The organism is Variovorax raffinosi (genome assembly GCF_051216615.1).
Classification (GTDB): Bacteria; Pseudomonadota; Gammaproteobacteria; order Burkholderiales; family Burkholderiaceae_C; genus Variovorax.
This window is the reverse complement of sequence record NZ_JBPJZR010000017.1, coordinates 21,456-34,160: the sequence shown is the minus strand read 5'-3', so window position 1 is coordinate 34,160 and position 12,705 is coordinate 21,456. Positions and strand designations below refer to the sequence as shown.

Annotated in this window: 12 protein-coding genes; 11 read left to right on the top strand and 1 reads right to left on the bottom strand. The window is 64.8% G+C overall.

Annotated features, from left to right (window positions below; all coding sequences use genetic code 11):
* Nucleotides 1–23: 23 nt before the first annotated feature.
* Nucleotides 24–767 carry an IclR family transcriptional regulator gene (locus ACSFB7_RS33350; protein WP_435476618.1) on the bottom strand — a complete coding sequence of 248 codons (744 nt, stop codon included), beginning with the start codon at nt 765–767 and terminating at the stop codon, nt 24–26.
* Between the two features lie 328 nt (nt 768–1,095).
* Between ACSFB7_RS33350 and ACSFB7_RS33345 the strand changes: the two genes are divergently transcribed.
* From ACSFB7_RS33345 to ACSFB7_RS33295, 11 genes are all read left to right on the top strand, one after another.
* Complete coding sequence (locus tag ACSFB7_RS33345) at nt 1,096–2,658, top strand: acetolactate synthase large subunit (RefSeq protein ID WP_435476617.1); 1,563 nt, start codon at nt 1,096–1,098, stop codon at nt 2,656–2,658.
* A 38-nt stretch (nt 2,659–2,696) separates the two neighbouring features.
* Complete coding sequence (locus tag ACSFB7_RS33340) at nt 2,697–3,491, top strand: SDR family NAD(P)-dependent oxidoreductase (protein WP_435476616.1); 795 nt, start codon at nt 2,697–2,699, stop codon at nt 3,489–3,491.
* 15 nt (nt 3,492–3,506) lie between these two features.
* Nucleotides 3,507–4,556 (top strand): WD40/YVTN/BNR-like repeat-containing protein, encoded by a 1,050-nt coding sequence (locus ACSFB7_RS33335; protein ID WP_435476615.1) that lies wholly within the window; start codon nt 3,507–3,509, stop codon nt 4,554–4,556.
* On the top strand, nt 4,549–5,019 hold the full coding sequence (locus ACSFB7_RS33330; protein ID WP_435476614.1) for a VOC family protein: 471 nt from the start codon (nt 4,549–4,551) through the stop codon (nt 5,017–5,019). The genes ACSFB7_RS33335 and ACSFB7_RS33330 overlap by 8 nt, the downstream gene beginning before the upstream one ends.
* A gap of 16 nt (nt 5,020–5,035) precedes the next feature.
* Entirely contained in the window at nt 5,036–5,641 is a 606-nt protein-coding gene (locus tag ACSFB7_RS33325; RefSeq protein ID WP_435476613.1) for an amino acid synthesis family protein, read from the top strand.
* A 22-nt stretch (nt 5,642–5,663) separates the two neighbouring features.
* Nucleotides 5,664–6,530 carry an alpha/beta fold hydrolase gene (locus tag ACSFB7_RS33320; protein ID WP_435476612.1) on the top strand — a complete coding sequence of 289 codons (867 nt, stop codon included), beginning with the start codon at nt 5,664–5,666 and terminating at the stop codon, nt 6,528–6,530.
* Nucleotides 6,527–8,167, top strand: a complete 1,641-nt coding sequence (locus ACSFB7_RS33315; protein WP_435476611.1) for a bifunctional 3-(3-hydroxy-phenyl)propionate/3-hydroxycinnamic acid hydroxylase — start codon at nt 6,527–6,529, stop codon at nt 8,165–8,167. Before ACSFB7_RS33320 ends, ACSFB7_RS33315 begins: the two co-directional genes overlap by 4 nt.
* A 16-nt stretch (nt 8,168–8,183) precedes the next feature.
* Nucleotides 8,184–8,483, top strand: coding sequence for an NIPSNAP family protein (locus tag ACSFB7_RS33310; protein WP_435476610.1), 300 nt, complete (start codon nt 8,184–8,186; stop codon nt 8,481–8,483).
* Nucleotides 8,484–8,536: 53 nt separating this feature from the next.
* Nucleotides 8,537–9,985, top strand: coding sequence for an NAD-dependent succinate-semialdehyde dehydrogenase (locus ACSFB7_RS33305; protein ID WP_435476609.1), 1,449 nt, complete (start codon nt 8,537–8,539; stop codon nt 9,983–9,985).
* A gap of 26 nt (nt 9,986–10,011) precedes the next feature.
* Nucleotides 10,012–11,469 (top strand): NAD-dependent succinate-semialdehyde dehydrogenase, encoded by a 1,458-nt coding sequence (locus tag ACSFB7_RS33300; protein WP_435476608.1) that lies wholly within the window; start codon nt 10,012–10,014, stop codon nt 11,467–11,469.
* Nucleotides 11,470–11,578: 109 nt separating this feature from the next.
* Nucleotides 11,579–12,556 (top strand): Bug family tripartite tricarboxylate transporter substrate binding protein, encoded by a 978-nt coding sequence (locus tag ACSFB7_RS33295; RefSeq protein ID WP_435476607.1) that lies wholly within the window; start codon nt 11,579–11,581, stop codon nt 12,554–12,556.
* Nucleotides 12,557–12,705: the final 149 nt, after the last annotated feature.

Genomic DNA, 12,705 nt, shown 5'->3' with positions numbered 1-12,705 from the left:
CGTTCGCGCGACCAAGGGCAGGACTATCTTGTAGACAAAGACGTTGATACATGTTCGGCTGCGCGCAGCAAGCGTGCGCCCAGTGCTTCCGTATCGAACAGTCCAAATGCTTCGGCCTGGAAGATGAGTGTCATGCTTCCAGCGACGTCTCCATCTTTGTGAAACACCGGTGCAGCAATACCGACCAAGCTGCTGTCCAGTTCGCTTCGACTGATCCAAAAACCATTTCTCTTGATGGCCTGCAGCGCCTGCCAGAACGCAAGCCAGTCGGCTCCGATGGCCAGGCAGTCCGGTTCGTTCTCGTGGTCGCTCCAAATCCGTCGTAGGCGCGCGCGGCTTAGAGAGGCAAGGATGACCTTGGAGCTGGAGCTGCGGAACGTGGGCACGGAGGTACCGCGCCCATATGTGACCTGGTCCATGGCTTCTTGCCCCCCGCACTGAAAGATGTTGATGATCTCCCCGTTGTAGATCGTTGCCAGCAGGCCGGTAGCACCGAGGCCGCCCGCCAGTTCTGACAGCACGTTCTTGCCCGCATTGAGCAGCGGATCGGACTCGCGGATTCGGTGGTCTAACTGGATGATGCGAGGCCCCAGTGTGAACTTGCCGCCGTTGCTGACCAGCAAGCCTGCGCTCGTCAGCTCTCGCGCGTAGCGATAACAGGTCGTGCGGGTCAGTGTCATTGCATCCGCGATCTCATCTGCGCTCATGGCTTCGTGTTCCCTAGAGAACAGGTCGAGGATGGAAAGCATGCGGGTCAGGCTGGACATGGTTCTTCAACAGGATCTATGGCGCCACGACGCGTGGCACCCGGACGGCAGCGGGGCCGCGCCATTGTCTACGACGTGCGGCGGGTCGATCCCGACGGCGTGAGGTATTCGAGATCGCGCACATCCCGATTCTTTTGGTGAAATCTCACTATTCGGTATACATAAAAACAACAGCGGACGTTCTCTGTGCCTGAGGGTGGGGAGGAAAGCAAGGGAAGTCCTAGGAGGAGCATTCGTGTGGATCGCATCTGTTGCCGTCGGATGGGCTTCACTTTTTGTGATTCATGAATTAGACTTGAAATCATCAAATCCTTTATTGTGGGAATTTATGAATCAAGTTGATGTCGCAGGTTGTTCCGGTGCCGCGTGGATGCTCGAAGCGGCCCGCGACGCTGGCAGCACCGTGTGTTTCGCCAACCCTGGCACCACCGAGATGCCCTTCGTCGAGGCCTTCGACCAAGTGACGGGCGTGCGCGCAGTCCTCGGCCTGTTCGAGGGCGTGTGCACCGGCGCGGCGGACGGCTACGGCCGCATGCTGCGCACGCCGGCCATGACATTGCTGCACCTGGGTCCCGGTTTCGCCAACGGCATCGCCAACCTGCACAACGCGCGACGCGCTCGTACCCCCATCGTCAACCTGATCGGCGACCACGCGAGCTGGCACCTCGCCTTCGATGCACCGCTGACCTCCGACATCGATTCGCTGGCGCGGCCCGTGTCAGTCTGGCTGCGCACCGTCGCGGGCCCCAACGCCATGGCAACGGATGTGCGCGCGGCTATCGCGGCAGCGCAGGCCGGCCCAGGCGGCGTGGCGACGCTGGTGGTGCCCGTGGATTTCCAGCAGGCCGCCTGTCCGCCGATGGAGTCCGTCGCGCCTGCCAGCGTGCCGCCGCTGAAGCAGGTTCCGGCCGAGCGCATCGATGCGTTGGTGCGCGCGCTGCGCGAGGGCGAACGCTGCATGTTCCTGATCGGCGGCGAAGCGCTCGCTGAGCGCGGCCAGCGCGCGGCCGCACGTATCGCGGCAGCCACCGGCGCCGGGCTGTTCAGCGAAACCTTCCCAGCTCGCACCGAACGCGGAGGTGGCCTGCCCGACATCGATCGCCTGCCGTATTTCCCAGAGGCCGCGGTCAAGGTCATCGAGGGGCGCCGCGTGGTGCTGGCAGGCGCCATCGCACCAGTGGCCTATTTCGGCTACCCCGGACTGCCCAGCATGCTGGCGCCGCCAGAGCAGACGCAGGTGCTGAGTGAGCCGGGCGAAGACGGTGCCGCTGCGCTGGAGGCCCTTGCGGACGCGTTGGCCGCGCCGGCCGTCGCGCCACTGCCGGCCCGTGCGCATGACATGCCGCAGGGAGCGCTGACGCCGACCGCCGTGGGACGCGTGGTGGCCAACCTGCTGCCGGATCGGGCTATCGTGTCGGTCGAGGGGGGGACTTGTGGCTACCCCTTCGTGACGGCTTCGGCTCAGGCGGCGCGCCACACGATCCTGACCAACACCGGCGGTGCCATCGGCCAGGGCCTGCCTGTCGCACTGGGCGCGTCCATCGCCTGCCCGGACCGCCGCGTGATCGCGCTGCAGTCTGACGGCAGCGCGCAGTACACCATCCAGGCGCTGTGGACCATGGCGCGCGAACAGACGCCTGTGACGATTCTGATCACCTCGAACCGGCGCTACGCCATCCTGCAGAACGAACTCACGCGCGCGGGCGTCTCCCAGTACGGCCCGCAGGCGTTGGCGCTGACTGAGTTGGAGCGTCCTGCCATCGACTGGTTGGCCCTGGCGACGGCCTACGGCGTGCCTGCCGTCCAGGCCACTACGGCCGAGTCGCTGGCCGAGCACTTGGCGGCCGCATTGCAGGCGCCGGGCCCTCGCTTGATCGAAATGGTGCTCTGAACCCGTTTGCTATTTCTTCCCATCACACAGGACTCAACATGGATCTGCAACTTAAGGGCAAGGCCGCCTTCATTACCGGCGGCAGCATGGGCATCGGCCGCGAAGTGGCGCGCGTGCTAGCTCTCGAAGGCGTCTCGGTAGCCATCGCCGCGCGCGGCATCGAGGCGCTGGAGCGGGCGGCCGCCGAACTGCGAGCGGAGACCGGTGGCAACGTGGTCGCCATCCGCACCGACACCACCAGCATGGAAGCGGTGCAGAGCGCCATCGATTCCGCAGCGCAGCAGTTCGGCCGGCTCGACATCTTGGTCAACGGGGCGGCTGCGCCCGGTGGCCTGGTGCGCGCCGAGCTGGAAAGCGCCGACGACATGGGGCTGCTCCAGGACATCGACATCAAGGTCGTGGGCTACTTCCGCTGTGCAAAGGCCGCTGCACCGCATATGAAGAAGAACCGCTTCGGTCGCATCATCAACATCGGCGGCCTCACGGGGCGCGGGAGCAAGCAGCTCTCCGGCATGCGCAATGTGGCCATCGCCCACATGAGCAAGACCTTGTCTGACCAACTGGGCCCCGACGGCATCACCGTCAACGTGATCCACCCGGGTGTCGTCGAGACCCCGCACATCCACGAGCTCTACGAAAAAGAGGCTAGGAAACAGGGCCTGACCGCGGCGGAGGTGGAAGCCAACTACGCCAAGGTCACGCCGATCCGCCGGGTCCTGCAGGTTGCGGAGGTTGCTGATCTGGTGGCTTTCCTGGCCTCGCCGCGCGCCAGCGCCATCACGGGTGAGTCGATCGGCATCGATGGCGGTATCTCTCGCGGCATCTTTCTTTGATTCGAGGACCAAAACATGAAGGGAACCATTCTTGTGGGCACGGCCGGCCAGGGCATCCTGCGCAGCGCCGACGACGGCGCGTCGTGGCACCGGCTTGGGCTGAAAGAGGCCATCGAATTCGACGGTGTGGTGCGTTGTCTGCTCGTCGATCCAAGTGATCCGCGTCGCATCTTCGCGGGTGCCGATGCTGGGATTTGCCTATCCGACGATGCCGGCGCGCATTTCCGGCGCCTCGAGTCGCCCGCCAACGGCATGCATGTGTGGGCCATGGCGATCGACCCACGCAATCCCGCCGTGATCTACGCGGGAACCGGCGCACCCTCGCGTGCCTGCATGTTCCGGTCACTGGACGCGGGCGCGAGCTGGGTCCGGCTGCCGATCGAGTTGCCGGAGTTCTGCGCCGGCGTGAACCGCCCGCGCATCCTAACGGTGGTGGTCGACCCGGACGACAGCTCCGTCTGGTTCGGTGTCGAGGAGGGCGGTGCCTGGCACAGCCTCGACCAGGGCGAGAGCTGGCGCCGCGCAGACGACGAGGCCAGCTCCATCGTGAACGGAGACATCCATGCCATCACCATTCTGCCCGTGCTGGAAGGCCGGCCGAAGATGCATCTGGCGACCACGGTGAACTCGGTCTACACCAATCTGGACGGTGGTTATGGGCGCTGGGAAGGCGCGAGTTCGGCCGAGCGATTCGGCATGTACTACACGCGCACCGTGGTCCGGCTGGAAGGCGATCAGGATGTCCTGCTCGTCGCGGTCGGCGATGGCACGCCCGGCACGCAGACCCACATCTGGCGCTCGGAAGACCGCGGCATCTCTTGGGCTGACACCCTGCTGCATGCCCGTCCGAACTCGACCTTCTGGGCGCTCGGCACCCACCCGGCGGATCCGCAACTGGTGTTTGCCGGCACCAAGTACGGCCACCTCTTCCGGTCGGTCGACGGCGGCCGGTCGTGGTCCAAGGACTGGCGCGACTTCAGCGAGATCACCTCCGTCGCCTGGACCCCGGTGGTCGCCGAGGTCAAGGCCCATCCCAAATCAACGCTGGGAGCCGTGCATGTCTGACAAACGGGTCGGCCCGCAGGTCCGTCGGACCCATCTGTCGCTCTTCGTGAATGATCCCTTCGCGTCGGCTGCCTGGTACGAGCGTGTGCTCGGCATGACGGAAACGGCGCGCGGAGCGCAATGGGTGTTCCTGACCTTCGGAAAGAAGCACCATGACATTGCGCTCATCCGTGTGCCCCCAGGCCAGAAGGTTGGCGGCTTCGCGCTTCAACACTACGGCCTGGAGGTTGCAGGCGATCTCGACGAGTTCCGCCGCCTCTACGGCCAACTGCTGCGGGCCGGCATCGAGGTGCTCAAGACAACGGATCACAAGATCGGCTACGGCATCTATTTCACCGATCCCGACGGGCATCGCTTCGAGTTCTTCCACGAACTGATCACGGACGACGAGGAAGGAAAGCAAGTGCTTCATCTTCACAACGCGCCCAGCGACCCGATCGACCTCCAGCCCCTGTACGACTAATCCTCGCTAGATTCCCATGAGCAAGCAACACAACTTCAGCGCCTTCCACATCCGCAAGTGGTATCTGCAGGTCGAGGACAGCCTGGCGGGCGAGACCGGCCAACTCGCCGACGGCGAGCCATTGCGCAAGATCGTCATCGCGGCCTGCCTTCATAACCCGTTCTCGGGCCGCTTCGAGGCCGATCTCTCGGCCTGGATCAATGCGTCGCCTGATCTGGGGCGTGAGTTCGGCCGGCGCATCAACGAAGCTGCCGCCGGTCTGAACATCGTTAGCTACGGCAAGGCGTGCCTGGTGGGGACGGATGGCGAGTATGAGCACGGCAACGCGCTGCTGACCAACCCGGCCGCGGACCCGATCCGCATCGCGCTGGGCGGCGGCAAGTCCTGGGTTCCCTCCACCGGCAAGCGAGGCGTCCCGGGCACCACGCTGGACATTCCGCTGGCCCACAAGGACGCGCTCTACGTGCGCTCGCACTACGACACAGTGACCGCCACCTTCAACGACGGACCGAACCGTGACGAGGTGATCGTGTGCTGGGCCTTTGCGACGCGGGGCCGCCTCAATGCGCGCCTCGGCGGATTGAAGGCTGAGGAAGTCAAGGGCCAGGACGGCCTGTACTGATTCCGGAGCCAGAGTGAAACCGATGAGTGCCCATCACGTGTATTTTGAGTCGCAAGGCCTGCATCTCCATGCGCTCGAATGGGGCGCAGTGAAAGCGCCGGCCATCGTGCTGCTGCACGGCCTGCGAAGCTACGGTGCCACCTGGGAACTGGTGGCCGAACGGCTGGATAGCCGCTACCGCCTGATCGCGCTGGATCAGCGAGGGCGTGGCGACAGCGAATGGGATCCGTCGCACGGGTACTTCACCCCGACCTACGTCGCGGACGTGGAGGCTCTCGTGCAGCACCTCGGATTGGAGCGCTTCATCCTGGTCGGCCATTCGATGGGCGGAACGAACGCCCTCGTCTACACACAGCGGCATCCCCGGACAGTGCGCGCTCTTGTCATCGAGGACATCGGGCCCGGCTCATCGGCTTCGGGGGAGGGGGCCGAACGTATCCGGCGCGAGGTGGCCAGTACGCCCTCGACCTTTGCCTCGTGGGAGGACGGCCGCGCCTTCTGGCGTGCCCGCCGCCCGCTGGTGACCGAAGGCGCGCTCGACTCCCGTGTGCACCATTCGATGCGTGAATTGCCGGACGGCCGCATCGGTTGGAAATACGACGCGGTCGGCATTGCACAGGCCCGGCTAGATCCCGATCCGGCCCGTATAGTCGATCTCTGGCCCAGTGTGAAGAGCCTGCGATGCCCGACCTTGCTGCTTCGCGGCGCCGAATCCGATTTTCTGCCGGCCGACACCGCGCGGCGCATGGTCGAGGCAGCCCCCTGCATCGAGTGGTTCGACATTGCGGGTGCGAGTCACTATGTGCATGATGACAATCCTGCCGACTTCCTGTCGCAGCTCGAGGCCTTCCTCATGCGCGTCGAGGCTGCCGAAGGAGTGCGGCCATGAAACCGGGCCACGATTGCGATGTGCTGATCGTTGGCGCCGGGCCGGTGGGCGTCACCATTGCGAACCTGCTTGGCACTTACGGGATCTGCACGATCGTGGTGGAGCGCAGCCCAGACATCCTTCCCTATCCACGCGCCGTGGGCATGGACGACGAAGCGCTGCGTGTGTTCCAGACTGCCGGCCTGGCCGAGAAGTTGCTAGACGACGTCGTGCAGAACGTGGCCATGTGCATGTTCGATCGCAAAGGTCGGATGTTCGCCAACATGCGGCCCGCGACACGCGAGTTCGGTTGGTGGCGCAGGAACATCTTCATGCAGCAGCTTGCCGAGGAAGTGCTGCGCGAAGGTCTGGATCGATTCGAGCACGTGCAGATGCGCCTCGGTCAGGAGGTCACCGCACTGCGACAGGACGACCATGGAGTGGAGCTCGATGTCCGTGACGCAACGGGCGTGGCCGGCACCTTGCGCGCGGCCTTCTGCATTGGATGCGACGGCGGACGCAGCACCATGCGTGAACTGCTAGGCGTGACGCTGCAGGGCAAGACGCACGCTATCAAATGGTTGGTGGTCGATGTGTTGAACGCCGGCGTGGACGCGCCCTACACATCGCTTCACTGCGATCCGCGCCGTCCGCATGTCTGCATCCACCTGCCGTTCAACTACCGGCGCTGGGAGTTCATGGTGTTCGCCCACGAAGACGAGAACGAGCTGTCCTCGGATGCGTCGGTGAGGCAGCTGCTCGCGCCCTACGTGGAAGACCCGTCGGTGTTGGACATCGTCAGGGCGCGCATCTACACGCATCACTCCCGTGTCGCCGACCGTTTCGTCGTGGGCCGGGCCATGCTGGCAGGCGACGCCGCGCACCTGTCGCCGCCGTGGATCGGACAAGGCCTCAACATCGGCTTGCGCGATGCGGGCAACCTCGCCTGGAAGCTTGCCATGCTGGTGCGCCACGGCGGCGAGATCCACCGGGTCCTGGCGAGCTACGAGTCGGAGCGCAGAGACCATGCCAAGGAGATGATCGATCTGGCCGACACCTTCGGCCGGCTCCTGATGCCTACCAAGCGCTGGCTGGCTGTCGCGCGCGATGCCTTCTTTGGTTCGGTGGCGCGCCTGCCCAGCGTGCGCAACTATGTGCTCCAGATGCGCTTCAAACCGATGCCCCGTTACTCGCGCGGCCTGGTCGTCTTGCCCGCTCGCATGGCTGCCAATTGCGCCGTGGGTCGCATGCTGATCCAGCCCGACGTGGAGGTCTCACCCGCACGGCGCGAGAAGCTCGACACGGTGCTGGGCCCCGGCTTCGCGCTGCTCGGATGGGGCGTGGATCCCCAGCAGACGCTGGATGGCCGGACGATCACCGCATGGCGCGCATTAGGGGTGAGGTTCGTACGCGTGGAGCGCTCCCGCAGCGGTAGTTCCAGACACCACCGTATCGTGCACGACAACGGAACGGTGTGCGTCGAAGACATCGACAACGCACTCGCCGACTGGTTTCAGACACAAGCCAGGACCATCGTCATGGTACGTCCCGACCGCTATGTCGGCGCAGTGGCCGACGCAGCCGACATCGAAGCCGTCAGCCGCGAGTTCCTTGCACTTTTCTCGCACAAACCCGCGGCCTTGAAACAGGCAGCCTGATTCTCACTGGACCGGCATGTACATCGAACAACGCACCTACACACTCGTACCCGGCGGAGCGGCCGAGTACCTGCAAGCCTACAAGGAGATGGGTCAATCCGTCCAGGAAGGTCACCTCGGGCCGATGCTCGGATGCTTCACTCGCGAGGTAGGCGAGCTCAACCAGTTGGTCTATCTGTGGCCGTTCGAGTCCATGGATGAACGCATCCGGCGCCGCAAGGCGCTCATGGAGGACGCCGACTTCTCGGCCTTTAGAAAACGCATCCGCCACCTGGTCGTGCGCCAGGAGAACACCGTTTTGGTCAAGGCGCTCTAGACCGCGCCTCAGGTCTTTTTCCGGCCGCTCTACGGCCCATCGTGCAAGCCCCCATGGAATACAAGAAACTCTATCTGTACATTGACGGCGAATTCATCGGCTGCGGATCGCGTCCCAGCCAACCCGTCGTCGATCCCGCGGATGACCGGGTCATCGGCGAACTGCCGCATGCGCTGCCGGGGGACATCGATCGCGCCGTCGACGCTGCACACCGTGCCTTTGCGTCCTGGCGCGATGAATCTCCGGTGAGACGTGCCGAGATCTTGCGGCGCGCCGGAACCCTGATGCGCGAGCGCGCCCAAGACATAGGCTGCGGCATCACGCAAGACCAGGGCAAGCCGTTGGCCGAAGCCGTCGGGGAAGTCGCAGCCAGCGCGGAGGTGGCCGATTGGCACGCTGAAGAAGGTCGGCGCATCTACGGTCGCGTCGTGCCCGCGCGTTCCCCTGATGTATCGCAGACTGTCGTGCGTGAACCCATCGGCGTTTGCGTGGCTTTCACGCCATGGAACTTCCCATTCAACCAGGCGGTGAAGAAGGTGGCCGCGGCGCTGGCTGCCGGCTGCACTCTGGTGCTCAAGGGGCCCGAGGATTCGCCGAGCGCCATCGTGGCCCTGGCGCGTGTATTCCATGACTCGGGTCTGCCGGCGGGCTGCCTCAACATTGTCTGGGGCGTGCCGTCTGAGGTGTCGGAGGCGCTGCTCGCTTCGCCGTTGGTGCGCAAGATCTCGTTCACCGGCTCAATACCGGTCGGCAAGCACCTGGCGGCGCTGGCCGGACGCCACATGAAGCGCGCCACCATGGAGCTCGGTGGCCACGCACCGGTCGTGGTGTGCGAGGACGCCGACGTCGATGCCGCCGTTGACCTGCTGGTGCCCTACAAGTTTCGCAACGCCGGCCAGGTATGCGTGTCGCCCACGCGCTTCTTCGTGCACGAGAAGGTCCATCACCGCTTCGTCGAACGCTTCGTGCGCCGCACGGCGGAGATCGTCGTCGCGCCGGGGCTGCTGCCGCAAAGCCGCATGGGACCTCTGGCACACGGACGACGGATGACGGAAGTCTCCGCTTTCGTCGAAGACGCGCGCGAGCAGGGAGCCGAGATCGCCTTCGGCGGCCATCGGATCGGCAACGAAGGAAGTTTCTATGCGCCGACCGTGGTGCTCCATCCCGGCGTGAGGTCGCGGCTGATGAACGAGGAGCCGTTTGGTCCCGTGGTTGGCGTGCTGCCTTTCACCGAACTCGATGAAGTGCTGAGCGAGGCGAATCGCCTGCCGTTCGGCCTGGCGTCGTACGTGTTCACGCGCTCGAGCCACAGCGCCCATGTGCTGGCCCGCGGTTTGCAGGCCGGTATGGTCAACATCAACCATTTCGGCATGGGCCCGCCCGAAGTCCCGTTCGGCGGTATCAAGGACAGCGGCTACGGAAGTGAAGGCGGCACCGAGACCTTCGACGGCTATCTCAACACCAAGATGGTGACGCATCGCGTCCTGCCAGGTCTCGTCTGACTCTCTCAATCCTGAACTCTTAAAAAATGCTGCAACTCAAAGACCCTTCTCTGCTGCGCTACCAGGCCTGGGTGGCCGGCCAATGGATCGACGCCGACGACGGCAAGACCCTGCAGGTGCTCAACCCTGCAAACGGCGAGTTGCTGGGTTCGGTGCCGCTGTGCGGCAGCGCAGAAACCGAGCGCGCCATCGCCGCGGCCGCATCGGCGCAGCAGGCATGGGCGGGCCGCAGCGCCAAGGAGCGAAGCGCGGTCCTTCGCCGCCTGAACGATCTGATGCTTGCCAATACCGAGGACCTGGCCCTGATCCTGACCAGCGAGCAAGGAAAGCCGTTGGCCGAGGCGCGTGGAGAAATCGCCTACGCGGCATCGTTCATCGAATGGTTCGCCGAGGAAGCGCGACGCGTCTATGGCGAGACCATTCCATCGACCGGCAACGACCGCCGCCTGATCGCGTTGAAGCAGCCCATCGGCGTCACGGCCGCCATCACGCCCTGGAACTTTCCGGCCGCCATGCTCACGCGGAAGGCCGGCCCGGCGTTGGCCTCCGGTTGCGCGATGGTGGTGAAGCCCGCGAGCCAGACGCCGTTCTCGGCCCTGGCGTTCGGCGTGCTGGCCGAGCGCGCCGGCCTGCCCGCCGGACTCATGTCGGTGTTGACGGGGTCTTCCAGCCAGATCGGCGGCACGCTGACCGCGAGCCCCGTGGTGCGAAAGCTCAGCTTCACGGGTTCGACCGAAGTCGGCCGGACGCTGATGCGCCAGTCAGCGCAGACTCTCAAGAAGCTCTCGCTGGAACTGGGCGGGAATGCACCGTTCATCGTGTTCGACGACGCCGACATCGACGCGGCGGTCGAAGGTGCGATGGTCTCAAAATACCGCAACACGGGACAGACCTGCGTCTGCGCCAACCGCATTTATGTGCAGCGGGGCGTGCTGGAAGCGTTCACTCAGAAGCTGATCGCGAAAGTCCGCGCCCTGAAGGTCGGCTCCGGCGTGGAGGAGGGCGTGACCCAGGGACCGCTGATCGATGCCAGGGCGGTGGCAAAGATCGAAGAACACGTCGCCGATGCCGTGGGCAAGGGCGCTCGGTTGCTCACCGGCGGCAAGCGCCATGCGCTGGGCGGCCTCTTCTTCGAACCGACCGTGATCGCAGGCGCCACGCCAGACATGCTGGTGGCCAGGGAAGAAACCTTCGGTCCCCTGGCGCCGCTCTTTGCTTTCGACACCGAGGCCGAGGCGATCGCGCTCGCCAACGACACCGAGTTCGGATTGGCGGCGTATTTCTACTCGCGCGATATCGGTCGGGTTTGGCGCGTCGCGGAAGGCCTGGAGGCCGGCATCGTGGGCGTGAACACAGGCTTGATCTCAACGGCGGAAGCGCCGTTTGGTGGCATCAAGCAATCGGGCCTGGGGCGTGAAGGTTCCCGCCACGGCATGGACGATTACCTCGAACTGAAGTACGTCTGTATGGGTGGCCTCGGCTGAGTTTTTTGGCATGAAAATTGCTTAATGTCATACTAAGGGATTTCGTTGGTTGTTTTAGTGCATTAGTGGCGCCAAAATAAAGTAAATCCCTAAATATCAAACTGATTGCATGGATCTCACCTTGTTCAAGCTTGCTCGCCGGGCGCTGGCCCTCTCCCTTCTCGCGGCTGCTGCCTCGCTTCCCGCGGTGGCCCAGTCCGACCGCACCACCATCGTGGTGCCCTATCCCCCTGGCAGTGCACCCGACGTGCTGGCGCGCATCGTGGCGCAGAAGGTGGGGCAGAAGTTGGGCCGCAGCGTGATTGTGGACAACCGGCCGGGCGCCAACGCGATCATCGGCACGGAGTACGTGGCCAAGTCGAAGAACGATGGCTCCGTGCTGCTGCTCGTCGATCGCATGACAATCGTGACGAACCCTCTTCTGTACACTAAGCTTCCCTACGACCCCGCCGGCCTGAAGGGCGTCAGCGACGTTGGCTCGGTCGACCTGCTGCTCAGCGTCAAGGGGGATGCGCCCGTGACGGACTGGAAGTCGTTCGTCGCCTACGCGAAGGCGCATCCCGGCGAGGTCACTATGGGCAGCGGCGGTGCGGGCAGCGTGCACCACCTCAGCCAGCAACTGCTCGCCAAGAGCCTCGGCGCGAGTTTCACGCACGTGCCGTACAAGGGCATCGCGCCGGCCGTTCAAGATGTGCTTTCGAGCCAGCTCTTCGCAGTGATCTCCGGCCCCGAGGTGATCCAGCCGCACATGGCCGGTGGCCGGCTCCGGGTGCTGGCTACCGGGGCCAGGCAGCGCCTGCCGCTGCTGCCCCAGGTTCCGACGCTCGAAGAACTCGGTGTGACGTCCATCGTCCTGCTGCCCACGACCTTCACTCTCTTTGCGCCTCCCAACACGCCGGAGGCCGCGACCGCCGCGTTCGGAAAAGCCGTCAGGGAGGTCGCAGCGGATCCGGACACGTCGGCCCGGCTGGCACCTACCGGCCTGGTGCCCAAGGGGTCGACGCCCCCGGAGATCTCGGCGGCCTTGGGCGAGCTTCGACCGAAGCTTAGGGCCACCATTCGCGAGAACAACATCCATCTGGACTGAGCGCGGCACGCGCCAGTCCTCGTACGTGCCGTCAGGCGAGCGAGATCGCGCCGTTCACGGCGCGGGTCGGCGCGCGCTTGCCCGCAAGATGGTTTCGAACAGCCGGCGGATACAAGACCGCGAAGCACCGTTCACCACCTTCATCGAAA

Excerpts from the sequence above, each read along its gene's own strand:
- ACSFB7_RS33350 (WP_435476618.1), bottom strand. The coding sequence starts at position 767 with ATGTCCAGCCTGACCCGCATGCTTTCCATCCTCGACCTGTTCTCTAGG.
- ACSFB7_RS33345 (WP_435476617.1), top strand. The coding sequence starts at position 1,096 with ATGAATCAAGTTGATGTCGCAGGTTGTTCCGGTGCCGCGTGGATGCTC.
- ACSFB7_RS33340 (WP_435476616.1), top strand. The coding sequence starts at position 2,697 with ATGGATCTGCAACTTAAGGGCAAGGCCGCCTTCATTACCGGCGGCAGC.
- ACSFB7_RS33335 (WP_435476615.1), top strand. The coding sequence starts at position 3,507 with ATGAAGGGAACCATTCTTGTGGGCACGGCCGGCCAGGGCATCCTGCGC.
- ACSFB7_RS33330 (WP_435476614.1), top strand. The coding sequence starts at position 4,549 with ATGTCTGACAAACGGGTCGGCCCGCAGGTCCGTCGGACCCATCTGTCG.
- ACSFB7_RS33325 (WP_435476613.1), top strand. The coding sequence starts at position 5,036 with ATGAGCAAGCAACACAACTTCAGCGCCTTCCACATCCGCAAGTGGTAT.
- ACSFB7_RS33320 (WP_435476612.1), top strand. The coding sequence starts at position 5,664 with ATGAGTGCCCATCACGTGTATTTTGAGTCGCAAGGCCTGCATCTCCAT.
- ACSFB7_RS33315 (WP_435476611.1), top strand. The coding sequence starts at position 6,527 with ATGAAACCGGGCCACGATTGCGATGTGCTGATCGTTGGCGCCGGGCCG.
- ACSFB7_RS33310 (WP_435476610.1), top strand. The coding sequence starts at position 8,184 with ATGTACATCGAACAACGCACCTACACACTCGTACCCGGCGGAGCGGCC.
- ACSFB7_RS33305 (WP_435476609.1), top strand. The coding sequence starts at position 8,537 with ATGGAATACAAGAAACTCTATCTGTACATTGACGGCGAATTCATCGGC.
- ACSFB7_RS33300 (WP_435476608.1), top strand. The coding sequence starts at position 10,012 with ATGCTGCAACTCAAAGACCCTTCTCTGCTGCGCTACCAGGCCTGGGTG.
- ACSFB7_RS33295 (WP_435476607.1), top strand. The coding sequence starts at position 11,579 with ATGGATCTCACCTTGTTCAAGCTTGCTCGCCGGGCGCTGGCCCTCTCC.